The 22606-nt window shown below is 50.8% G+C and carries 22 protein-coding genes; 11 read left to right on the top strand and 11 right to left on the bottom strand.

Annotation, left to right across the window (positions count from 1 at the left end; genetic code table 11):
- The 6 genes from L3J94_00720 to ispH all read left to right on the top strand — a co-directional run.
- A partial coding sequence (locus L3J94_00720) for a hypothetical protein (protein MCF6217278.1) occupies window positions 1–212 on the top strand: 212 nt, incomplete at its 5' end.
- 496 nt (window positions 213–708) lie between these two features.
- The gene (murJ, locus tag L3J94_00715; GenBank protein ID MCF6217277.1) at window positions 709–2241 is read left to right on the top strand and encodes a murein biosynthesis integral membrane protein MurJ; all 1533 of its coding nucleotides are present in this window, start codon (window positions 709–711) and stop codon (window positions 2239–2241) included.
- 82 nt (window positions 2242–2323) lie between these two features.
- On the top strand, window positions 2324–3274 hold the full coding sequence (ribF, locus tag L3J94_00710) for a bifunctional riboflavin kinase/FAD synthetase (GenBank protein ID MCF6217276.1): 951 nt from the start codon (window positions 2324–2326) through the stop codon (window positions 3272–3274).
- A gap of 21 nt (window positions 3275–3295) precedes the next feature.
- The gene (ileS, locus tag L3J94_00705) at window positions 3296–6115 is read left to right on the top strand and encodes an isoleucine--tRNA ligase (GenBank protein MCF6217275.1); all 2820 of its coding nucleotides are present in this window, start codon (window positions 3296–3298) and stop codon (window positions 6113–6115) included.
- Complete coding sequence (gene lspA, locus L3J94_00700; GenBank protein MCF6217274.1) at window positions 6108–6590, top strand: signal peptidase II; 483 nt, start codon at window positions 6108–6110, stop codon at window positions 6588–6590. The genes ileS and lspA overlap by 8 nt, the downstream gene beginning before the upstream one ends.
- Before the next feature lie 43 nt (window positions 6591–6633).
- A complete protein-coding gene (ispH, locus tag L3J94_00695) occupies window positions 6634–7569 on the top strand; it encodes a 4-hydroxy-3-methylbut-2-enyl diphosphate reductase (protein ID MCF6217273.1) in 936 nt (311 codons plus the stop codon).
- A gap of 1 nt (window position 7570) precedes the next feature.
- On the opposite strand, the gene L3J94_00690 is transcribed toward ispH, so the two are convergent.
- From L3J94_00690 to L3J94_00675, 4 genes are all read right to left on the bottom strand, one after another.
- Window positions 7571–8023 carry a prepilin-type N-terminal cleavage/methylation domain-containing protein gene (locus L3J94_00690; GenBank protein ID MCF6217272.1) on the bottom strand — a complete coding sequence of 151 codons (453 nt, stop codon included), beginning with the start codon at window positions 8021–8023 and terminating at the stop codon, window positions 7571–7573.
- 3 nt (window positions 8024–8026) lie between these two features.
- Window positions 8027–9085 carry a pilus assembly PilX N-terminal domain-containing protein gene (locus L3J94_00685; protein ID MCF6217271.1) on the bottom strand — a complete coding sequence of 353 codons (1059 nt, stop codon included), beginning with the start codon at window positions 9083–9085 and terminating at the stop codon, window positions 8027–8029.
- Between the two features lie 54 nt (window positions 9086–9139).
- A complete protein-coding gene (locus tag L3J94_00680) occupies window positions 9140–9880 on the bottom strand; it encodes a prepilin-type N-terminal cleavage/methylation domain-containing protein (protein MCF6217270.1) in 741 nt (246 codons plus the stop codon).
- 123 nt (window positions 9881–10003) lie between these two features.
- Window positions 10004–10489 (bottom strand): GspH/FimT family protein, encoded by a 486-nt coding sequence (locus L3J94_00675; GenBank protein MCF6217269.1) that lies wholly within the window; start codon window positions 10487–10489, stop codon window positions 10004–10006.
- Between the two features lie 290 nt (window positions 10490–10779).
- Between L3J94_00675 and L3J94_00670 the strand changes: the two genes are divergently transcribed.
- Window positions 10780–11193, top strand: a complete 414-nt coding sequence (locus L3J94_00670) for a prepilin-type N-terminal cleavage/methylation domain-containing protein (GenBank protein MCF6217268.1) — start codon at window positions 10780–10782, stop codon at window positions 11191–11193.
- Here the strand turns inward: L3J94_00670 and L3J94_00665 are convergent.
- From L3J94_00665 to metG, 7 genes are all read right to left on the bottom strand, one after another.
- Window positions 11147–11854, bottom strand: coding sequence for an electron transport complex subunit E (locus L3J94_00665; protein ID MCF6217267.1), 708 nt, complete (start codon window positions 11852–11854; stop codon window positions 11147–11149). The two genes, L3J94_00670 and L3J94_00665, sit on opposite strands and share 47 nt — an antisense overlap.
- The gene (rsxG, locus tag L3J94_00660) at window positions 11847–12494 is read right to left on the bottom strand and encodes an electron transport complex subunit RsxG (protein ID MCF6217266.1); all 648 of its coding nucleotides are present in this window, start codon (window positions 12492–12494) and stop codon (window positions 11847–11849) included. The genes L3J94_00665 and rsxG overlap by 8 nt, the downstream gene beginning before the upstream one ends.
- A 3-nt stretch (window positions 12495–12497) precedes the next feature.
- On the bottom strand, window positions 12498–13532 hold the full coding sequence (gene rsxD, locus L3J94_00655) for an electron transport complex subunit RsxD (protein MCF6217265.1): 1035 nt from the start codon (window positions 13530–13532) through the stop codon (window positions 12498–12500).
- Window positions 13533–15107, bottom strand: coding sequence for an electron transport complex subunit RsxC (gene rsxC, locus L3J94_00650; GenBank protein MCF6217264.1), 1575 nt, complete (start codon window positions 15105–15107; stop codon window positions 13533–13535). It lies immediately after the preceding gene.
- Window positions 15104–15655 (bottom strand): electron transport complex subunit RsxB, encoded by a 552-nt coding sequence (gene rsxB, locus L3J94_00645; protein MCF6217263.1) that lies wholly within the window; start codon window positions 15653–15655, stop codon window positions 15104–15106. The genes rsxC and rsxB overlap by 4 nt, the downstream gene beginning before the upstream one ends.
- Before the next feature lie 4 nt (window positions 15656–15659).
- The gene (gene rsxA / locus L3J94_00640) at window positions 15660–16241 is read right to left on the bottom strand and encodes an electron transport complex subunit RsxA (protein MCF6217262.1); all 582 of its coding nucleotides are present in this window, start codon (window positions 16239–16241) and stop codon (window positions 15660–15662) included.
- Between the two features lie 189 nt (window positions 16242–16430).
- Window positions 16431–18461 carry a methionine--tRNA ligase gene (metG, locus tag L3J94_00635; protein ID MCF6217261.1) on the bottom strand — a complete coding sequence of 677 codons (2031 nt, stop codon included), beginning with the start codon at window positions 18459–18461 and terminating at the stop codon, window positions 16431–16433.
- Window positions 18462–18644: 183 nt separating this feature from the next.
- On the opposite strand from metG, the gene apbC reads away from it, so the two are divergent.
- The 4 genes from apbC (at window position 18645) to nusA (ending at window position 22605) form a co-directional block, all read left to right on the top strand.
- Window positions 18645–19727 carry an iron-sulfur cluster carrier protein ApbC gene (gene apbC, locus L3J94_00630; GenBank protein MCF6217260.1) on the top strand — a complete coding sequence of 361 codons (1083 nt, stop codon included), beginning with the start codon at window positions 18645–18647 and terminating at the stop codon, window positions 19725–19727.
- A 16-nt stretch (window positions 19728–19743) separates the two neighbouring features.
- A complete protein-coding gene (dcd, locus tag L3J94_00625) occupies window positions 19744–20310 on the top strand; it encodes a dCTP deaminase (GenBank protein MCF6217259.1) in 567 nt (188 codons plus the stop codon).
- Window positions 20311–20627: 317 nt separating this feature from the next.
- Complete coding sequence (rimP, locus tag L3J94_00620; protein MCF6217258.1) at window positions 20628–21083, top strand: ribosome maturation factor RimP; 456 nt, start codon at window positions 20628–20630, stop codon at window positions 21081–21083.
- 25 nt (window positions 21084–21108) lie between these two features.
- On the top strand, window positions 21109–22605 hold the full coding sequence (nusA, locus tag L3J94_00615; GenBank protein MCF6217257.1) for a transcription termination factor NusA: 1497 nt from the start codon (window positions 21109–21111) through the stop codon (window positions 22603–22605).
- The last annotated feature ends 1 nt before the right edge of the window (window position 22606 follow it).

Genomic DNA, 22606 nt, shown 5'->3' with positions numbered 1-22606 from the left:
AGGCCGGGTACCGTTTTCCCGGTAGCAGTTACGGTGATACCAAATTGACCGAGAATCTGCAGTTCGAAAAATTATTTCCCCTGTCTGCCGAACTGATTGCTCGTCCATATACAAATACCAAATCTGGCTCAACTGAAATACGCGCTATCCACGAAGGCGAACTCTATATTGGTGGTGAGATTACCACCTTAGTTGGTGTCCGGTTTCATTAAGCCACTACAGTTTTTGAAGTTTAAGCATTTCTGCTCGATTGCAAAAACGTTATCAACGCAATGTCCGGGATGGTTGAGTGCATCGTTAATCAAACTTGGATATAGGCGTGTCTTCGTGCCATTATTCACCTTGGCCTCCGGTTGGTTTTGGGTGTTGAGTGCCTATATTATAATCCTCCGCGAGCTCTCTTTATTTTGTCTATCAACTTAGTTGTGTAATGTTTTTGCTTGGGCTTGAACCCCGAAACGTGAGTTTGTAGCTATTCAAAGTATTCACTTTTTATCTCAACGCTTGGTTACTTTTGCACTCAATTGGCCACATATGCCCTATATGTTCCCTCTTTGTGTGCGAAAATACCTCGATTTGAGAAAAAATATAAATACGCTGAGTAGTTACTTTTGTTCAATGCCTAATACGCCTAACTTTACATTAAAATAAGGTTTCCAAGTGAGTTTGAAGCTTCTGCGTTCTGCGGCCACAGTGAGTGCTGTGACGATGATATCCCGGGTGCTTGGTTTTGTGCGGGATATATTGATCGCCCGCCTTTTTGGCGCGGATGCGGGTACCGATGCTTTCTTAGTGGCGTTTAAGGTTCCCAATTTTTTACGTCGACTGTTTGCTGAAGGGGCGTTCTCTCAAGCCTTTATTCCGGTGCTATCAGAGTATAAAGAAGCACGGGGCAAAGAGGCGGTGCGCGAGTTGGTGCAGCGCACGGCGGGTACCTTGGGTGGTGTGCTTTTTCTGGTTAGTCTGCTGGGTGTGATTGCGGCACCCCTGCTTATTTTATTGTTTGCCCCCGGTTTTGCTGGTGATGAATATAAGCATGCACTTGCGTCAGATATGTTGATGCTGACGTTTCCCTATATCTTTTTTATCTCGCTGGTGGCGCTGGCGGGGGGGGTATTAAATACATTTGGTCGTTTTGGGGTGCCCGCATTCACCCCGGTATTCCTTAATTTGAGCCTGATAGGCTGTGCGGTGTGGCTTGCGCCCCACATGCAGGAGCCGATTACCGCCCTTGCTTGGGGTGTGTTGATTGCCGGTGTTGTCCAGCTGTTGTTTCAAATCCCCTTTTTGATGCGGCTGGGTGTCTTTGGCATGCCCAAATGGGGTGCTCAGGATGAGGGTGTGAAGCGGATAATGACATTGATGATTCCGGCTATTATCGGGGTCTCGGTGGTTCAGATTAACCTGCTGTTTGATACCATCATCGCCTCTTTTTTAGTGACCGGCAGTGTCTCCTGGCTCTACTACTCAGATCGTCTGGTGGAGTTTCCCCTCGGTGTATTTGGCATCGCGCTGGCCACTGTCGTGTTGCCAATGTTATCAAAGCAGGTGGCCCGTGAAGATGAAGATGGTTTTTCAGAGACCATGGATTGGTCGCTGCGCTGGGTGTTTTTGATTGCCGTTCCCGCAACACTGGGTTTGGTCATGATGGCGGGGCCGATACTGGCGACACTGTTTTATTATGGTGCGTTTAATGCGAAAGATCTTGAAATGGCGAGCTTGAGCATGATGGCATACGGTAGTGGGTTGTTGGGCTTTATCTTGGTTAAGGTGCTGGCCCCCGGTTTCTATGCTCGCCAAGATACCAAAACACCGGTAAAAATAGCGATTAAAGCGGTCGTGATTGGTATGGGGCTGAATGTGGTGTTTGTGGTACCGATGGTGTGGTTTGATATTGCAGGTGCCCACGCGGGGCTGGCACTGGCGACAGCCTGTACGGCATTTATTAATGCGGGCTTGCTCTACTATTTTTTGCGTAAAGAGAAAATTTTTGTACTGCAAAGTGGCTGGAAAAGTTTTCTGCTGAAGGTGGCGGCAGCGGCACTGGTTATGAGCGTGTTGCTCTATTTTTATTCGCCAGGCCTTGAGCAGTGGATGGCTTGGGGTGGCTGGCATCGTGCAGGGTGGTTGCTTTTCTGGGTGGTGGCGGGTATGGCAAGCTACTTTGCAACCCTGCTATTGTTGGGTGTTCGGGTTAAAGATCTACTGGGGCGGCCAAAAAACAGCATTTCAGACGGTTAAAGTGACGCTTGGGGTTAAGTTGTAGTGGCCGCAGCTGTTATACTCGCTTTTTATTTTTATCGATTGGATTTTACCCAAGTATATGGAGCTGATTCGAGGATTACATAATCTACGTGATCGACATCACGGTTGCGTGTTAACGATTGGTAATTTTGATGGCGTGCATCTTGGTCACCAGTCGGTGTTGGGGCGCTTGGCCGAGAAAGCGGCTGAGCTGGGCTTGCCTGCTACGGTGATGATTTTTGAACCCCAGCCACAAGAGTTTTTTGCACCTTGCGATGCCCCAGCGCGGTTGAATCGGCTGCGTGAAAAATTGATGTCATTCACCCGTTATGCAGTCGACCGTGTGGTTTGCATCCATTTTGATGAAAAATTCTCTGAAATGACGGCTGAGCAGTTTATTGATCTGCTGGTGCATAAGCTGGGTGTTCGTTATCTTGTGGTGGGCGATGATTTTCGTTTTGGACACCAGCGACAAGGGGGGTTCTCAATGTTGCAGCGTGCCGGGCGTGATCATGGCTTCGAAGTGGTCAATATGCACACCTGTAATATTGATCAGAGTCGCATTAGCAGTACTCGTCTGCGAGAGTTTTTGCAACAGGGTGATCTGCAAAAGGCCAAAAGGCTGTTAGGTCGTCCCTATCGAATGTGTGGGCGTATTGCCCATGGCGATAAACGTGGCCGCCAGTTGGGGTTTCCCACGGCAAACGTACACCTGCACCGTCTTTCAGTTCCATTGCAAGGGGTGTTTGCGGTGGAGGTGTTCGGCCTTGAGGGAGAGCCGCTGGCAGGCGTGGCTAATATTGGCACTCGCCCCACAGTGGGTGGTTGCCACCCCATTTTGGAGATACATCTGCTGGACTTTTCCCGGGATATTTATGGCCGTTATGTCCAGGTTGATTTTCTGTGCAAAATACGCCAAGAGCAGCGCTTTGACTCACTGGATGCGTTGAAAACGCAGATTAATCGTGATGTCACGACGGCAAAAACATTTTTTAGTAATCACCACCAGCCTATTGAGCTGGGTGCATAAAGCGTTTAAAGAGAGATGGATGTGAGCGATTATAAACCAACCTTGAATTTACCAAAAACAGATTTCCCGATGCGCGGCAATCTGGCCAATCGTGAGCCTGAGTTTCTTAAGCGCTGGGCGGCTCAGGATCTTTATGCAAAGCAGCGATCTGCCGCGCAAGGGCGACCTAAGTTTATTCTGCATGATGGCCCGCCCTATGCTAATGGCGATATTCACATTGGTCATGCGGTTAACAAGGTGCTGAAAGATATTATTATCAAATCCAAGGCGATGAGCGGTTTTGATGCGCCCTTTGTGCCGGGATGGGATTGTCATGGATTGCCGATTGAGTTAATGGTTGAAAAAAAGGTGGGTAAAGCGGGCCACAAGGTGGATGCGAAAACGTTCCGCCAGAAGTGTCGCGAATATGCCGCCAAGCAGGTGAATGGTCAGCGTGAAGATTTCAAACGCCTGGGCATCTTTGCCGAGTGGCAAAACCCTTACTTGACCATGGATTTCAAATTTGAATCCGATATTATCCGCGCACTGGGCAAAATTGTTGAAAACGGCCACCTACACAAAGGCTCCAAGCCAGTTCACTGGTGTGTTGACTGTGGCTCTGCACTAGCGGAGGCAGAGGTGGAGTATGAAGATAAAACCTCACCCGCGATTGATGTGCGCTTTAGTGTGGTTGATGATGCTGATTTTATGAGTCGCTGTAGCCATGTAGAGGGTCATGAAGGGCATGGGCCAATATCGACCGTTATTTGGACCACAACACCGTGGACATTGCCGGCTAATCAGGCGGTATCCCTCAATCCAGAGTTTGAGTATGCGGTGGTGCAGACACCAAATGAGCGCCTGTTGCTAGCAGAGAGCTTGCTGAAAGATGTGATGGCTCGTTATGAGATAGATGAGTACCGTGTGGTGGCGTATTGCAAGGGGTCCGATTTAGAGGGTATTAAGTTACAACACCCGTTCAGTGACCGCGAAGTGCCGATTATTCTGGGTGACCATGTAACATCTGAGGCGGGTACTGGGGCGGTGCATACCGCGCCAGGCCATGGGCAGGACGACTATGTGGTGGCATCACGATATGGCCTGGCGGTGGTTAATCCGGTGGGTGGTGATGGTAAGTTTTTACCTGATACAGAATACTTTGCGGGTCAGCATGTTTTTAAAGCCAACGACAGCGTGTTAGAGCTGTTAAAAGCGAAGGGGAAGTTGATGCGTGCTGAGGCGTTACGTCATAGCTACCCTCACTGCTGGCGGCACAAAACACCGATTATTTTTCGCGCCACGCCGCAGTGGTTTATCAGTATGCAGCAAAATGGTCTGCGTGATACTGCGCAAGACGAAATCCAGAAAACAGAGTGGCTGCCTGAGTGGGGCAAAGCGCGTATTGAAGGGATGGTGAATAACCGTCCTGATTGGTGTGTCTCCCGCCAGCGCACCTGGGGTGTGCCGATTGCACTTTTTGTACATAAAGAGAACCAGTCGTTACACCCGGATAGTGCCAAACTGATTGAGCAGGTTGCCCTTCGTGTTGAAGCGCAGGGGATCGAAGCTTGGTTTGAAATGGATGCGGCTGAACTGCTGGGCGAAGAGGCCGCTCAGTATGAAAAAGTGACCGATACCCTCGATGTCTGGTTTGATTCAGGGGTGACTCACCATGCCGTGCTGGCGCGCCGCGAGGCGTTGGCTTATCCGGCAGACCTCTATTTGGAAGGTTCAGACCAGCACCGTGGTTGGTTTCAATCATCACTGTTGACCTCTGTGGCTATCAACGGCCAGGCACCCTATAAATCGGTGCTGACCCATGGTTTTGCGGTGGATGCCAAAGGGCAGAAGATGTCCAAATCTAAAGGCAATGTGGTGGCACCGCAAAAAGTGGTCAATAACCTCGGTGCCGATGTACTACGGTTGTGGGTTGCCGCGACAGATTATCGTGGTGAAATGACTGTCTCCGATGAGATTCTCAAGCGGACTTCAGATACTTACCGCCGGATTCGTAACACCGCGCGTTTTCTGCTGGCGAACCTGAATGGTTTTGATCCGGCTACCGATATGCTGAAACCTTCAAAGATGATCGCACTGGATCGCTGGGTGATTGACCGCACGGCTCAGCTGCAGCTTGAGCTGCAGGATGCTTATGATAAATATGAGTTCCATCATATCTACCAGAAAGTGCAAAACTTCTGTTCAATCGACATGGGCTCGTTCTATCTGGATGTAGTGAAGGATCGCCAATATACGACCCAAGCAGATTCCAGAGCCCGCCGCAGCTGCCAGACCGCGCTCTATCACGTGGTGGAGGCGCTCTCTCGCTGGCTGGCTCCCATATTGAGCTTTACCGCTGAAGAGATTTATCAGCACATTCCGGGTAAGCGAAGTGAAAGTATTTTTCTGGAGCAGTGGTACCTTCTCCCCGAGACCGGTGAGCAGGTGATGGGTAGTGAGTTTTGGAGCCAGGTGATTGCCATCCGCGAGGCCGTGACCAAGGCGCTGGAACCCCTGCGTGAATCGAAAGCCATTGGCTCATCACTGGATGCCGAGGTTGACCTTTACTGTGGCCGAGAAATTTATGATCGACTTGCTCAGCTTGATGACGAACTCCGTTTTGCGCTGATTACCTCCTATGCCCGTATTCATACCACAGAGACAATACCCAGCAACTCAATCCATATCACCTTGGAGAGTAATGATGAGCTGTGGATTGTGACGAAAGCGTCTACACATGCTAAGTGTGGGCGCTGTTGGCACCACCGTGAAGAGGTGGGGAGCCACGCTGAACACCCAGAGCTGTGCAGTCGTTGTATTGAGAATGTGGCGGGTGATGGGGAGCAGCGCCGATATGCTTAAGTGGCTATGGTTAACGGCGGCGATTTTTGCACTGGACCTGGCGACTAAATTTTGGGTGTCCGGCGCACTGTCACTCTATGAAGTGATTCCGGTGAACTCTTTTTTCAATATTGTACTGGCGCACAATAGCGGTGCCGCTTTTAGCTTTTTGGCAGATGCTGGTGGCTGGCAACGCTGGTTTTTTACGGCTATTGCGCTGCTGGTCAGTGTTGTCATTGTGGTGTGGCTTAAGCGCCTTCCGGTTAATGAGAAGCTTCAGGCTGTTGCACTGGCCTCCATACTGGGTGGTGCGCTGGGTAATGTGTTTGATCGGATTGTACATGGATATGTAGTTGATTTTCTTGATTTTCATTATAAAAGTTATCACTGGCCCGCCTTTAATGTGGCCGACATGGCGATTATGATGGGCGCAGCCCTGCTCATTTGGCACACTATTTTTTGCCAGCAGCCAGCAGAAAAGAGCGATGCTAAATAGTCGATGCTTTTGCAACAACCCCCATTTGATTAGGTAACAAACAATGAAAGTCATTCTCGCTAACCCTCGTGGTTTCTGTGCCGGTGTCGACCGCGCCATCGAAATAGTCGAAAAGGCACTGGAAATCTATGGTGCGCCGACCTACGTGCGCCACGAGGTGGTGCATAATCGTTTTGTGGTTGAGAGCCTGAAGGCAAAAGGGGCGGTATTTGTTCAGGAGGTGGATCAGGTGCCGGATGATAATCTGGTAATCTTCTCGGCCCATGGTGTTTCGCAGCAGGTGCGCAAAGAGGCAAAACAGCGTGGTTTACGGATTTTGGATGCCACCTGCCCGCTGGTTACCAAAGTACATCTAGAGGTGATGCGATACGCTAAAGATAAACGTGATGTGGTGTTGATTGGCCATGCCGGTCACCCGGAAGTTGAAGGAACCATGGGCCAATATAAGGGTGCCGGAGAGATGTACCTAGTCGAGACCCCGGAGGATGTTGCCAAGCTTAAAGTAGCTGATGGCGATAATCTTGCCTTTGTCACCCAGACCACACTCTCCATGGATGATGCTATGGTGGTGATCGAGGCGTTACGCCAGCACTTTCCGACCATTATTGGCCCGAAAAAGGATGATGTCTGTTATGCCACCCAGAACCGCCAGGATGCAGTTAAGCGTCTGGCGAAAAATTGTGACATCGTGCTGGTGGTTGGCTCACCCAATAGCTCTAACTCAAATCGCTTACGGGAAGTGGCCGAACGCCACGATATTCCTGCCTATCTGATCGATAATGCAGATGAAATTGATGCCCGCTGGCTGGAAGGGAAAACGTGTGTGGGTGTCACCGCAGGGGCATCAGCGCCCGAGGTGTTGGTTGTGGCGGTGATTGATAAATTGAAAAGCCTGGGTGCAACGACAGTCAGGAGTGATAATGGCGAGCCAGAGACCATTGAGTTCCCCATTCCCCGTGAGCTAACGGCAAGGCGTTGAGCTATGGGTCGACCAGTCGTCCCCCCTCTATGGCCGATGGTGCGCTGATATGGCTGACAAGCTGTATGGATGTATCTGTACTTACCTCGCCTGAAGCCGAGCTGTAATCACCCCATTCAACAACGACCTCAACGGTGGCATTTGTGCCATCGACAGCCACACGCCAAGTACGCACGTAGTGCTCGCTTATGCTGGCCAGGTTGCTCCCATCAATCGTATCTGTGCCACTTGCCAGTAGTGCGAAATCACGGCCTCTCAATCCCTCCATCTTATCCTGAGCCAGGTTGATTGCGATGGTTCTGTTTTTGGCCAGCGTGCTGCTTTGTATCAGCTGGCCCTGGAACTTGGCCACTGCCATTAATCCGGTAGAGAGAACCACCAGTGTGATGAGCACCTCCAGCAGTGAAAAGCCTCGGTTTTTATGATAGTTGCGGGTGAGTAAGCGTGTCAACATGGGTTAAAAGTCACGCCAACTACCGGCGATTTTGCCAATCGGGCCGATCGCTTTGCCCACATTGTTCAGTATGGCTGGTTTATAGAGAATACAGAGCGCGTCAGTTGCTGAAAAATTCCCTTCGACAATCACCGCGCCGTTTATTTTGAGTGTGCCCGCACTCGCATGGTAGTCACCTGTGGTGTAGATAAGCCCATTATAAATCATGTTGCCCACCATTGTGAGATCGCCATCGACAACGATCAAAATAGGTTTGTCATGGCTGCCGAGCGTACCGTTTCCCGCTATTCTGATATCACCCTCAAGCCAGGCAATGCCGCCCGCGATACCGATAAAACTACCCACACTACAGTGGGTACAGGCCACTGTCGTAGCGCTGTTTTTGAGTGTGGCTTTATCTATTTTGAAGGTGTTATCAAAGAGCGAGCCGGGGCTTGGTGATGCGTGACGTGTGGTGCGGCTGTTTTGGCAGCTGCTTTCGGTGGTGCGGCGTGGTGTTGCCAAAGTGCTTTGTGTAGTTGAAACTGTGTTGCTTTGGCGTGGCTCTGGTGCCGTCACTGTCACACCGCCTCCGGTTACGAGCCCAGCGCTGGGTATATCCATGGCGAGTGGCAGCAGTTGAATGGCTTGGGAGATGGTTTTTACTCCACTGTTATCATCAGAACGGCCCGTGGCTGTGATGACAATCAGGCTGGTGTCATGTTGAATCGGGTTTGAGTAGCTTACCTGGTAACTGGATCCATTGGAGAGTGTGACGGTGGGCTGAATAGCGCCATTGCTGTCGATGAATCCATCCGCGTCATCAACTTCGTTACCATCGTCCAAAGGGGATCTATTGGCCACGGTTTGCAGTGCGGCGATGGTGGCTTCCAGTCCAGCCTGGGCCGCTTCATAGGCAAGTTTGCTGCGATAATCATTGGCGGCTATTCGTGTCTCTGTCATCGTGTTATTTGCCGCATAGAGCGTCATCATGGTGATGGAGAATAGAAGAATGAGAGAGATCATCAGCGTAGCGATGCCCCGTTGTCTCTTTACGGTCTGTTGAGTCCCTTCCCACGCCATGATCGTCGCCTTTAACAATTAACTGAAATTAAAACCGTATCCCCTGATAAATTATCATATGCCAACCAGACAGGCGGCTCCCGGACAGTGGCGGTGATTGGTGATATGAGTGGTGTTTTTTAGGGTGGTTGAAACCGAGGGGTCATCGACGAGTTGGCCGCTGAGGGTAATGGTAATGATTCGGATAGAGAGTACACCATTGGCTGTTGCCACAGTGCGGCTGTCAGATGCATCGAACGAGAGTTGGGTTATGTTGCTCATAAGTGGATTGCTCAAGCGCCGCCAACCACCGGCAGCACATCCGGCACCAGCAAAACGGCGAGCGACGAAGCCACTACCATTTCGGTTGATATCGTACCGGTAGCCGTAATGTTCACTTCTCTGAAGTACGCCATCGGGTGTGGCTGGAGTTGCTCCATTTTCGTAGTCATAGCTAAACAGGATGCAGTCGCTGGGCTCCAAGTGACGACCTATTTCGATGAGAGCGAAAGGGTTTTCTTGATTGGCTCCTTCAGCACAGCGGGAGTCTTCTGCGGCAATCTCAGAGAGGTTTCGAGCTGCCAGAGTGCAGTGCGCATCGCGAAAATAACCGGCACGACGCAGATCGCTGCTGATTAACTCCATGATGCTTCGCATCTCTTGGTGGAGCCGGGTAGTTTGTAGCGTCGAGCGGTTAGTTGCCACGCTATTGGCAAACAGCGTGATCAGCGTGCTGATTACGGTGAGTCCCAGCAACATGGAGATCATCAGTTCGACGAGGCTAACGCCCCGTTGGCTTTTAAGGGTGGCAGGCATGGGGTAATCCTCCTTGATTACTTACAATTTGCATCCATGCAAAAGAGATCGAAAAATTAAATCTGGGGATTGAGCTAAGAATAGAACATATTTCCCTGCTCGGCTCAAGTTTCAGCAGCTGGGTTATTGTTTGATCAAGTCAGGAAAACCAAGGGCATCGACGACTATTTGATAGGTTATGCCACTGTTTGTGAGTACATAGCGGCCGGCACGGGTGCCCCCACGGGTGCCAGAGAAGGTAACGGCGTGGTTGGCAAATGTAGAGGTGAGTGTGACCTCTTTGAAACGGGTGCTAGAGGTGACTCTGCTGGGAATGTTGTCAAGGCTGCACTCTGCGACCACAGTGCAGTTACAGTGGCCGCTATCTGATTGGGCGTAACACCAGGATCTATCTTCAGATAGGGTGACGGAGAGTGTGATGGGGGCGTGGCGTTTAATCGCTTCACTGCGGGTTAGTTGCAAGTCGGCATAAAAACTGTCTGCTGCCCCTTGAAGGCGCTGTTTATCGATTATGTGGCTAAAGGCCGGAGCCGATGCTGCGGCAATAACTGCAATAATGCCGATTACGATTACCAGCTCGGTGAGTGTGATTCCACGCTCTTTACTCATTGCTCGCCTCCCTGGCAGTGCAGTCCAGATGATAGTATAGCCCTAATCCCCAGATAGAAACACGTATGCTGCACAAGCTCTTGATTCCACAGTAAAACAAAAAATAGCCGCCGAATCGGCGGGTGCGACTAATATTTTTAGTTTCACTGTGAAACCAAAATCTTACACATCATCTCGCGCTTCTATCTGAGGATTAGGGTTAAGTATTATTCTTTTTTTGTCGACTACGGTAGTGAGTCCGTCTATTGCTCGTGTTGAGTAGCGTTAACGTTTTTTATCGGAGAGTATTTATGCGAAGTGTTCAGTATCAACAGGGTTTTACGTTGATTGAATTGATGGTCTCGGTCGCGATTGTGGCGATTATTGCATCCATTGCCTACCCCGCTTATACCGACTCGGTGATAAAGTCTGGGCGGGCCGATGCGACCACCGCACTGCTTCAATTGCAGATGGACCAGGAGAAGCACCGCGCTAACAATCCAACCTACGCGACGGCGGTTACCGGGGGGGGAGCGAATGGTCTTAGCTGGTCTAGTGATGTTACTGAAAAAGGTTATTATACCATTGCAATCTCTGCGGCCGACGCGGCCAGCTTTACCGCAACGGCCACGGTTGTTACCGGAACCCGGCAGGAGGCTGATGCCGCTTGTCAAATCATTACGGTTGATCAGGATGGAGCCGCTGGGGATCTGGATTGTTGGTAGCGAGGAGTGCTTGCGTGCGCGTGCTCTTTTTTTGGTCCAGCCAGTTTTTTGCCGCGATTAACAGACCCAGACCAATAAAGGCTCCGGGCGGCAGAATCGCCAGCAGAAACCCTTGATAGTCATCGAATAGCGTGATGCTGAGCCAGGCGGCCCCATCACCAAACATCAGGTGTGCTTGATCAAAGAGTGTGCCTTGCCCCAATAGCTCCCGCAGTGCGCCCAATACCACCAGCACCGCCATAAAGCCCAGCCCCATCATCAAACCATCCCAGAGTGCATAGCCGGGGCTGTTTTTCGAGGCGAATGCCTCTGCGCGGGCGATAATTGCACAGTTGGTGACGATGAGCGGGATAAAAATACCGAGTATTTTGTGCAGATCATGCATAAACGCGCTCATCAGCAGGTCGATTGCGGTAACAAATGAGGCAATGATCATCACAAAAACCGGCACCCGCACTTCAGGCCTAACCCAGTAACGAATCAGCGAGACGGTTAGATTGGAGCAGAGCAGTACCAGCAGTGTCGCTAAACCCAGTCCGAGCCCGTTGATGGTGTTATTGCTCACCGCCAGCAGTGGGCAGAGCCCTAGCAGTTGAACGAAAGCAACATTGTTCTGCCATAACCCTTGCTGGGTAATATCACGATAGCTTGTGTTACTCACGACTCTCTACCTCGCGGGGTATGGATGGGGTGTTGAAAAGCATCTCCCGGTGTTGCTGGAAGTACTTCAGAGCATGGTGAACCGCCTGTACGATAGCTCGTGGGGTAATGGTTGCACCGGTGAACTGGTCAAAAACGCCGCCATCCTTTTTTACCCGCCACTGTTCACTGTTCAGCGTGGTGAGTGAGTGATTATTGAAACCTAAAATCCACTCAGAACGCTGCACTTCAATATCATCACCGAGCCCTGGGGTTTCGTGGTGTTGGAGCACGCGTACACCCGCTAGGCTGCCGTCGTAGTTGATGGCTACTAGCAGTTTGATCGCTCCGCCGTAGCCATTGGGAGCGACTGAGGTCAGTAGCGCAGCGACCGGCTCACCTGACTTGCGGGCACGATATACTCGAATGGGTTTGTGGCTGCCGAGCAGCGCTTTATCGGTTACTTCGATAACATCATGGTAGAGGTCGTTGTCGCACTGTTCGTGTGGAACCAGCTCATGCAGGCTACGCAACAACGCTTCGCGGTGTGCCTGCTCGATACGCTCTTCGGTCGCCTCGTAAGTCACCGCAACCAGGGTGCTGCCAATCACTGCAAAGCCCCCTAGAATAGCGCCGGTAATGAGTATCTGTCTTATTATCATGGCTTAACGTCCCCTGCCAAACACCCGGGGCTGGGTATAGTAGTCGAGGGTTGGTGCCAGCATGTTCATCAGTAAAACAGCGAAGGCGACCCCTTCCGGGTAGCCTCCCCAGGCGCGAATAATGTAAACCAGTATGCCGATCCCAATGCCGTAGAGAATACGGCCCCGGTTGGTGGTGCTGGCAGTGACCGGGTCGGTCGCAATAAAAAATGCTCCCAGCATCACGCCGCCACTGAGCAGGTGGAAGAGTGGGCTGGCGTAGCGCTCAGAATCGATGAGCCAAAACACGCTCGCAATCAAGGCGAGGCTGGCAAGCATCGCCACAGGAATGTGCCAGTGGATCACTTTTTTGTAGATCAACCAGCAGCCACTCACGACAAATGCCAAATTGATCCACTCCCAACCCAATCCGGCCATCTGTCCAAAAATGGCGTTGCCATGGACGATCTCACTGATGGCATGATTTTGGGTTAGCTGGGTTTTTAGGTGGTCAAGGGGCGTGGCCATTGAGATGGCATCCGGAGTAACACCGCTGCCTAATGTCCCCATCAGGCTGGCCTGGAGTGCACTGATGAAACTGATGCTCTCTCCACTAATGAGTTCGGGTGGTAACCATGTGGTCACTTCACGGGGGAAAGAGATTAACACCACCACATAGCCAATCATCGCCGGGTTGAAGGGGTTGAAACCCAGGCCGCCATACAGGTGTTTGGCAAAGACAATGGCAAAAAAAACAGCCACTACCAATAACCACCAAGGGGCAAGTGGTGGCAAGGCCAGTGCCAGTAAAACCGCAGTTAATACCGCGCTGAAATCACCTAGGTTTGGCCCCAGTGGTCGTTTTCGTAGCCGCAACGCGATGGCTTCGAATATGATGGCGGCCAGCACTGCAATGAGGATGTTGACAATGATGCCCCAGCCGAAAAAAACAACATAGAGGGCGATCGCCGGTAGCAGCGCCAGCAGAACGCGCTGCATCAGTTGGCTGAGCTGATCACCCGAATGAATATGGGGTGAGCTGGATGCGTTGAGTTGCATTTAGGTATTACCCCCGGGTTTTGGTTGTTCGGGGCTGGCTTCTGCCGCCGGTTGTTTTTTGGCCTTAACCCGCGCCATGGCTTCTTCTATCGCCTGTTTTTGGTCACCATTTTTGCTGCTGTTAGCGGCTACTTTGGCCGCCTTTGCTTTATGGCGTGCCTTCTTTTCAGCCTTTTCACGTTCGATACGAAATTGGCGGAATTGATGGCGCTCTTTAGCCAGTTCAGCCTGTTTTTTCTCCTGTTCCGCTTGCCATATTGCAGTCTTGGCAAAGCGGAAATACTGCACCAGCGGAATTTGGCTGGGGCAGACATAATCACAGCAACCACACTCGATGCAGTCAAACAGATTATAGTCCTGCACTTTATCAAAATCTTTGGCGCGGCTGTGCCAGAAGAGTTGTTGCGGCAGCAGGTTGATCGGGCAGACATCGGCACAGCTTCCACAGCGAATGCAGGCGTGGGCTTGCTGTTTGTTGAGCAGTGGCACGGTCTCTTTGTTGGTAACGAGTAGGCAGTTACTGGTCTTTATCAGTGGTATTTCAACCGAGTTGAGGGTAAAGCCCATCATCGGCCCGCCGTGAATAATGCGTTCGACTGATGACGTTTCAATACCGGCTTGTGTCAATAGTTCAGCCGCACTCATGCCAAAGGGGATCTCATAGTTGGCGGGTCTCTTGATGGCACCGGTAACGGTGATGATGCGGCTAATCAGTGGCTCTCCCAGGCAGATGGCGCGGTATACCGCGGCGGCGGTACCGACATTATGTACCACCACACGTTTCTCGATGGGCAGTGCTTTGGGCGGGATCTCTTTGCCGGTTAATATTTTGATCAGCTGTTTCTCACCGCCGGTCGGGTAGCGTGTGGGTACCTCAACTACCTGAACTGCAACGGCCAGCTCTTTTATTGCGCTGCGCAGGGCGGCGGCGGCTTCGGGTTTATTATCTTCAATGCCGATAACGCAGTTTTTCGCCACCAGCGCATGTTTCATGATCATTAGTCCTTTAATGATCTCTAGGGGGCGCTCCCTCATTAATATGTCGTCACAGGTGATGTAGGGTTCGCACTCAGCACCATTGAGAATAAGGGTTTCGACCACCCGGTCGTCGCCCAGGGTCAACTTTAAAAAACTTGGGAAGCCAGCGCCCCCTAGTCCGACAACACCCGCATTGCGAATATGATCACGAATCTGATCGGGTGAATAGTCGTGGCAATCACCCACCGGTTTACGGTGGTCACACCAGGCATCGTTACCGTCAGTCTCAATGACGATGCAGGGTGCTTTTAACCCAGAGGGGTGAGGGATCGTATACTCACCGATCTCAACGACCCTACCCGAGGTGGGGGCGTGTACCGGGGCGCTAATGAGGCTGGCGGCCTTAGCAATCATCTGCCCTTTGAGTACCCGGTCACCTACCGCGACAGTGGGGGTTGAGGGGCTGCCAATATGCTGCTGTAGCGGCAGAGTCAGGCGCTTGGGCAGTACAACTTTCTGGATCGGCAGGCGGGTACTCTCCTGTTTATGCTCAGGGAGCTTGACCCCGCCTTTATATCGGAACAACTGGCGAATCACTTGCGCTCCTCCAGTGTGTGAATGGGGTAGGGCCATTTCCAGTTCTGTGCGGTCTGCTTTACCGGTTGCATTACGATGCAGTCAACCGGGCAGGGGGGGATGCAGAGTTCGCAGCCGGTGCACTCTGATTCGATGACCGTGTGCATCTGCTTGGCTGCCCCTAGAATGGCATCGACCGGGCAAGCTTGTATGCAGAGGGTGCAGCCAATGCAGGTATCTTCAATGATAAAGGCGACGGTCGCTTCAGGTTCGGCTTCATGTTCGGTACCGAGTGGTTGGGGGTCGACACCGAGTAGGTCGGCTAGTGCCAGCATGGTGGCTTCTCCACCGGGCGGACACTGATTTATATTGGCTTCACCACTGGCGATCGCTTCAGCGTAGGGGCGACAGCCGGGGAAGGAGCACTGCCCGCACTGGGTTTGAGGCAGTAAATTGTCGATTTGCTCAACAATCGGGTCACCCTCTACTTTAAAGCGAATGGCGGCATAGCCAAGAATCAGCCCAAAAATAGTGGCGAGCAGTGTCAGTATGATGATCGCGGTTAACATGTAACTACCCCTTCACCAGGCCTGAAAAGCCCATGAAAGCCAGCGACATAAAGCCTGCGGTGATGAGCGCAATCGGTGCGCCACGAAAAATTTCGGGCACGTCGGCAACCGCGATGCGCTCGCGAATGGCGGAAAAGAGTATCAGCACCAGCGAGAATCCAACCGCAGCACCAAAGCCATAAACGGCTGATTGCAGGAAGGTCATCTCCTCTTGAATAATCAGCAATGCCACACCTAACACGGCGCAGTTGGTGGTGATCAGTGGCAGAAAGATGCCGAGCACCTGATAGAGTAGCGGGCTGGTTTTGTGTACTACCATTTCAGTAAATTGAACCAGTGCTGCAATGACTAATATAAAGGCGATGGTGCGTAGGAACTCAAGCCCAAAAGGAATGAGCAGGTAGGTGTTTACCAAATAACTGCATACAGAAGAGAGGGTTAACACAAAAGTGGTGGCAAGCGCCATGCCGGTGGCGGTCTCTAGCTTGCGAGAAACCCCCATAAAGGGGCACAGACCAAGAAACTTTACCAGGACGAAGTTATTGACCAAGACAGTGCTGACTAAAATCAGCAAGTACTCTGTCATCTGTGCAGCTCCCACTCTTTCAGGTTACGGAAATTAATAGTGATGGCCCATACCGGCAACCACCCACACCTTCATTTTTTTCATTTTGCCGCTATCTGCTTGCGGTCGCAAAGCAATGTTTTATATGAGCCTATAAAAAAGCCCATAACAATTTTTTATGGCTTTGATAAAAGTAACGCGAATTAGCGGCTATTTTACTTGCATGCCGGGTTGAGCACCCTCGTCTGGGCTGAGAATCCACAACTCTTCACCACCGGGGCCGGCAGCGAGCACCATTCCTTCAGACAAGCCAAAGCGCATTTTACGGGGAGCGAGGTTGGCAACCACCACCGTTAATTTTCCTTTCAGCTGCTCGGGTGTGTAGGCTGACTTTATACCGGCGAAGACAGTGCGGGTCTCACCACCTATATCGAGTGTTAGTTGCAGGAGCTTGTCAGCTTTTTCTACCCGTTCAGCGGCAATAATTTTGGCGATACGCAGATCAATTTTAGCAAAATCATCAAAGCTGATCTCCTCTTTGATTGGGTTTTCAGTGAGAGGGCCTGCCGGTGTCGGTGGGGTAATCGCTTGCATATGTTGTTGGGACGCCTCCAGCATCGCATCAACTTTCTCTCTCTCTACTCGCGTCATCAACGGTTTGAATTTGTTGATTTCGTGGCCGAGTAACGGGTTTTTTATCTCGCGCCAAAGTATCTTATCGCTATTCAGAAACAGCTCTGACTTGGTGGCAGTAACAGGCAGTACCGGCTTGAGGTAGCCTATAATCACGCGGAATAGATTGATGCCCATTGAGCAGATGGCGTGTAGCCGTTCATCTTCGCCCTCTTTTTTGGCCACTACCCACGGCTGTTGTTCATCAATATACTGGTTTGCCTTGTCTGCCAGCGCCATGATGCTGCGCATGGCATGAGCAAATTCACGATTTTCATATTGCTCAGCAATGGTTTCACCTTGGGCGATAAACGCTGCGTAAAGTTCGGGCTCGCTAAGGTTATCGGTTAGTTTGTTGTTGAAACGCTTTCTGATGAACCCTGCGCATCGGCTGGCGATATTGACCACTTTCCCAACCAGGTCTGAGTTGACCCTCAACATGAAATCTTCCATATTAAGATCCATGTCACTCAGGTCACTGCCCATTTTTGCGGCTAGATAATAGCGCAGATGCTCCGGATTAAGATGCTCCAGATAGGTGCGGGCCATAATGAAAGTGCCGCGGGATTTGGACATTTTAGCGCCGTTGACAGTCAGAAAGCCGTGGCAAAAGACCGCAGTGGGGGTGCGTAAATTGGCACCCTTCAACATGGCGGGCCAAAACAGAGTGTGGAAATAGGCAATATCTTTACCGATGAAATGGTAAAGCTCAGCGCTACTGTCTGGCCCCCAGAAGTCATCAAAATTGAGGTCATCACGCTGCGCGCAGAGGTTTTTGAAACTGGCCATGTAGCCCACCGGGGCATCCAGCCACACATAGAAGTATTTGCCGGGTTCACCTGGGATTTCAAAGCCGAAGTAGGGGGCATCGCGGGAGATGTCCCACTCTTTCAGGCCCCCTTCAAACCACTCATTAAGTTTATTGGCAACCTCTTTTTGTACATGCCCCTCTGTTGACCAAGCTTTTAACATTGTTTCGAAATCACCCAGCTTGAAAAAGAAGTGTTCAGACTCTTTCTCGATGGGCTTGGCGCCTGAGAGTGCGGAGACGGCATTTTTCAGCTCTGTAGGTGAATAGCTGGCGCCGCACGCTTCACAGTTATCACCGTATTGATCGGCCGCGCCACACTTTGGGCATTCACCTTTGATGAAGCGGTCGGGCAGGAACATCTCTTTTTCCGGATCATAGGCCTGCTTGATGACGCGACTGTTGATATGCCCCGCTTCTCGCAGACGGGTGTAGATCATGGCGGAGAGCGCTTTGTTCTCTTCTGAGTGGGTGCTGTAGTAGTTATCAAATCCGATGGAGAAATCTGCAAAATCAGCCTGATGGTCACGACTGCTTTTTTCAATCAACTGCTCTGGTGTAATACCTTCCTTCTGTGCACGCAACATAATAGGTGTGCCATGGGCATCGTCGGCGCAGACGAAAATAGAGTGATGGCCGCGCATCTTTTGGAAGCGGTTCCAGATGTCAGTCTGAATATGCTCCAGCATGTGACCCAGATGGATGGGGCCATTGGCGTAGGGCAGGGCGCTGGTAATCAGGATGGTTCTACGATTGCTCATGATTTAGGCTGTTCTTCTGTGGTGTTAAGCGTTCGCCTTTGTGTGGCTGCCCGCGTAAAGCATGCAATTTTGCAATAAATCTACAAATTTTGCACCGCTTTCGGGTAATATTACGATTAATAAATAGGTGGGACTTTTGCGCGGAAACTATAAATTGTGCAAATGTCTCGCCCTGGAGGTTTTATGGCTAGCATTCAACAGGCACAAGTCGAGCAGGCTTTAGCGGCGTATATTGATCCCTATTTGAAGAGAGACCTGCTCTCTGCGGGCGCTCTGAAGAGTGTGGAGATCGATGGGAATAAGGTCAGTTTAAATATTGAGCTGGGCTTCCCTTGTGGTGGTCACCATGCCGTTTTGGTTGATGGTGTAAAGACCGCCTTGCACAAGCTGGGTGATGTTTCGGTGTGTATAACAACCAAAATCACCAGTCACTCAGTGCAGCGTGGCGTGACGCCATTACCGGGGGTGAAAAATATTATTGCAATAGCCTCCGGTAAAGGGGGGGTGGGGAAATCAACCACGGCGGTTAACCTGGCTCTGGCGCTCAAGCTGGAAGGCGCCAAAGTCGGCATTTTGGATGCGGATATTTATGGGCCAAGCCAGCCCACCATGCTGGGGTGCCACCAGCGTCCGCAATATACTGAGGGGGAGAAAATGCAACCCCTGGTGAGTCATGGCATTGAGTCGATGTCGATTGGCTATTTGATTGATGAAGAGACGCCAATGGTTTGGCGTGGGCCGATGGTTGTTTCGGCACTACAACAGTTGTTGAACGATACGGCGTGGCAGGATCTTGACTATTTGATTGTCGACTTACCCCCTGGTACGGGTGATGTTCAATTGACCCTGGCGCAGAAAGTGCCGGTCACCGGCTCTGTGATTGTCACGACACCTCAGGACATTGCGTTGCTGGATGCGCGCAAGGCGATCAGCATGTTTGAAAAGGTATCGGTGCCTATCATGGGTGTTATTGAGAATATGAGCACTCACCTCTGTAGCAACTGCGGCCATGAAGAGCCTATTTTTGGTGAGGGTGGCGCCGCACGTATGGCTGAGCAGCATGGCATTGAAGTGCTGGGCTCCATGCCACTGGATATCCGTATTCGCGAAAATCTGGACAAAGGGATGCCAACAGTGGCGGTTGATCCCGATGGTGAATTAAGTCAGCGCTATCGTGAAATGGCACGCCGTATTTCAGCGCTGATCTCCCTAATGGGTAAGGATTACTCATCTAAGTTTCCCAAGATTGTGATACAAAATAATTAAGTTAAGGATCTAATTGATGAGCATTAAATCAGACAAGTGGATTCGTCGCATGGCGCAAAGTGACGCTATAATTGAGCCGTTTGAACCGGGCCAGGTGCGAAAAGCGAATGGCGAGCGTATCATCTCTTACGGCACTTCCAGCTATGGCTACGATGTGCGCTGTTCCGATGAGTTTAAAATTTTCACCAACATTAACTCTGCGATTGTTGATCCGAAAAATTTTGATGAAAACAGCTTTGTAGATGTAAAATCAGATGTGTGCATTATCCCGCCCAACTCGTTTGCGTTAGCGCGAACAGTGGAGTACTTTCGCATTCCCCGCAGTATATTGACGGTTTGTCTGGGGAAATCGACGTATGCGCGCTGTGGCATTATTGTTAACGTCACACCGTTAGAGCCTGAGTGGGAAGGGCATGTGACGCTTGAATTTTCCAATACAACACCACTACCGGCAAAAATCTATGCAAATGAGGGTGTCGCACAGATGCTGTTTTTTGAATCTGACGAGGTTTGTGATATTTCATACAAAGATCGTAGTGGTAAATATCAGGGGCAGCGGGGCGTTACACTGCCAAAAGCGTAACAACGCCGGTTGAGTAGCGTGGTTTATTGGTCATTTTCATACTCTTCTGTTGTGGTGTGTGTGGAACTGCTGCTATACTGCGCCACCATTGAAGTGCGGGCTCCCTCTGGGAAAGATAGTAACGCACTTGGAGTGCTCTAACGGGGTGATGGAAGTATGCTCAGTGATGATGTCGTTGTGGTATCGCTTTTGCGACTAATTTAAGACTCAGAGGCCCCGTTATGGGGCTTTTTGTTAGCTACAGGGAAGCCTGCTGGCTGTATCGAGTTGTAATAGGTGGGCCATAGGCCCATTTTTTGTTTTTGAGGGTGGCTGTTGTGCGTAAAGCATCTGACAAGTTATACGAAATAATTACCCCGGTAGTTGAAGCACTTGGCTATGAGCTGGTGGGCATTGAGTATATTTCTCAGGGAAAACACTCGGTACTGCGGCTCTACATCGACAGTGAGAAAGGTATCGTTGTTGATGATTGTGCTGAGATAAGTCATCAGGTGAGTGGCGTGCTGGATGTTGAAGACCCTATTAGAGGTGTTTATCATCTGGAGGTCTCCTCTCCTGGTTTGGATAGGCCTCTGTTTAACGAAGAGCACTATGAACGTTTTACGGGTCATCAAGTGAAAATACAGCTGACTGCGCCGCTGAATGGACGTCGTAAGTTTCAAGGTGTTTTGCTTGGTTTGAAAGAGGGTGGAGTGGCAATTGTTGTAGATGATACTGAATATCTACTGCCCTTTGCTTCTATAGATAAAGCGAATTTGGTCCCCGAATTCTGATATTGAGGCCGTTGGAGGCAGTGATATGAGTAAAGAAGTTTTGATGGTTGTTGATGCTGTTTCCAATGAGAAGGGCGTTGAGAGCGAAATCATATTTGAAGCAATTGAGGCCGCGCTGGCAATGGCGACCAAAAGGCTTCATAACGAAAATATGAGTGTTGAGGTGGTGATTGACCGTAAGAGCGGTGAATACGAGACCTTCCGCGTGTGGAACGTAGTGGATTACCCTGACCTGGAAGATCCTGAGAGCGAACTGACGATGGTTGATGCCGTCGATTATGACGAAAATGCCCAGGTTGGCGATGTTATTAAAGAGCCCATGGATTCTGTTGAGTTCGGTCGTATCGCAGCACAAACAGCTAAGCAGGTGATTGTGCAGAAGGTTCGAGAAGCTGAGCGTGCGCAAATTGTAGAGCTGTATGAGCACCGAAAGGGTGAGTTGATTACCGGTGTGGTCAAGCGCCTTGATAAAGGTGGTGTCATACTGGACATGGGCAACCATGCTGAGGCGAGCATTACTCGGGAAAATATGATCCCTCGTGAAGCGGTGCGTCCGGGCGATCGAATCAGAGGTTTGCTCTTTGACGTGCGTGCTGAGAGTCGTGGCCCGCTGCTGCATGTGAGCCGCTCTCATCCCGATCTTTTGATCGAGTTGTTCAAGCTTGAAGTTCCGGAGGTTGGCGATGATGTGATTAGCATTATCAGTGCCGCCAGAGACCCCGGTGTGCGCGCTAAAATAGCGGTTCGCAGTAACGATGATCGAATTGACCCGGTGGGGGCTTGTGTGGGTATGCGAGGCTCTCGTGTGCAGTCGGTCTCCAACGAGTTGGCGGGTGAGCGGGTTGATATCATTCTGTGGGATGAAAATCCCGCACAGTTTGTTATTAACGCAATGTCGCCGGCCGAAGTGAGTTCAATCGTTGTTGACGAAGATGCACACAGCATGGATATAGCGGTGATTGATGAGCAGCTTTCGCAAGCGATTGGCCGTAATGGGCAAAATATCAGGCTGGCTACAGAGCTGACAGGATGGACGCTGAATGTGATGGGTGAATCACAGGCGGCTGAGCAGAGTGAAATGGAGGCGAAGGCCGCGCAGGCGCTGTTTGTCGACAAGCTTGATGCGGATGAAGATGTAGCCGCAATTTTGTATCAGGAAGGTTTTAGCAGTATTGAAGAGATTGCCTATGTGCCTCATGCTGAACTGCTGGAAATTGAAGAGTTTGATGAAGGCATTGTTGAGGAACTGCGTAATCGTGCTCGAGATGTCCTGTTGACCCAGGAGATTTCAAAAGAGGAGCATGTGGATGATAAGCCAGGCGTAGTGGAGTTGATTGATTTGGATGGTATGGATGAAACGCTCTACCAGCTGTTAACCGCTCGCGGTATCAACAGCTGGGAAGATTTAGCGGAACTCTCCATAGATGATTTTGATGATGTAGACGGTGTTGATGAAGCACGAGCGGGTGCCTTGATTATGGCCGCTCGCGCACCATGGTTTGCAGAAGAGAGCAATAAATAAG

It is taken from the genome of Gammaproteobacteria bacterium (assembly GCA_021647245.1).
Taxonomy (GTDB): Bacteria; Pseudomonadota; Gammaproteobacteria; order RBG-16-57-12; family RBG-16-57-12; genus JAFLJP01.
This window is presented reverse-complemented; position numbering and strand designations above follow the sequence as displayed.

Bases quoted from the DNA above. Each gene is read 5' to 3' on its own strand.
- murJ (MCF6217277.1), top strand. From the start codon at position 709: ATGATATCCCGGGTGCTTGGTTTTGTGCGGGATATATTGATCGCCCGC.
- ribF (MCF6217276.1), top strand. From the start codon at position 2,324: ATGGAGCTGATTCGAGGATTACATAATCTACGTGATCGACATCACGGT.
- lspA (MCF6217274.1), top strand. From the start codon at position 6,108: ATGCTTAAGTGGCTATGGTTAACGGCGGCGATTTTTGCACTGGACCTG.
- ispH (MCF6217273.1), top strand. From the start codon at position 6,634: ATGAAAGTCATTCTCGCTAACCCTCGTGGTTTCTGTGCCGGTGTCGAC.
- L3J94_00690 (MCF6217272.1), bottom strand. From the start codon at position 8,023: ATGTTGACACGCTTACTCACCCGCAACTATCATAAAAACCGAGGCTTT.
- L3J94_00685 (MCF6217271.1), bottom strand. From the start codon at position 9,085: ATGGCGTGGGAAGGGACTCAACAGACCGTAAAGAGACAACGGGGCATC.
- L3J94_00680 (MCF6217270.1), bottom strand. From the start codon at position 9,880: ATGCCTGCCACCCTTAAAAGCCAACGGGGCGTTAGCCTCGTCGAACTG.
- L3J94_00675 (MCF6217269.1), bottom strand. From the start codon at position 10,489: ATGAGTAAAGAGCGTGGAATCACACTCACCGAGCTGGTAATCGTAATC.
- L3J94_00670 (MCF6217268.1), top strand. From the start codon at position 10,780: ATGCGAAGTGTTCAGTATCAACAGGGTTTTACGTTGATTGAATTGATG.
- rsxG (MCF6217266.1), bottom strand. From the start codon at position 12,494: ATGATAATAAGACAGATACTCATTACCGGCGCTATTCTAGGGGGCTTT.
- rsxD (MCF6217265.1), bottom strand. From the start codon at position 13,532: ATGCAACTCAACGCATCCAGCTCACCCCATATTCATTCGGGTGATCAG.
- rsxB (MCF6217263.1), bottom strand. From the start codon at position 15,655: ATGTTAACCGCGATCATCATACTGACACTGCTCGCCACTATTTTTGGG.
- rsxA (MCF6217262.1), bottom strand. From the start codon at position 16,241: ATGACAGAGTACTTGCTGATTTTAGTCAGCACTGTCTTGGTCAATAAC.
- metG (MCF6217261.1), bottom strand. From the start codon at position 18,461: ATGAGCAATCGTAGAACCATCCTGATTACCAGCGCCCTGCCCTACGCC.
- apbC (MCF6217260.1), top strand. From the start codon at position 18,645: ATGGCTAGCATTCAACAGGCACAAGTCGAGCAGGCTTTAGCGGCGTAT.
- dcd (MCF6217259.1), top strand. From the start codon at position 19,744: ATGAGCATTAAATCAGACAAGTGGATTCGTCGCATGGCGCAAAGTGAC.
- nusA (MCF6217257.1), top strand. From the start codon at position 21,109: ATGAGTAAAGAAGTTTTGATGGTTGTTGATGCTGTTTCCAATGAGAAG.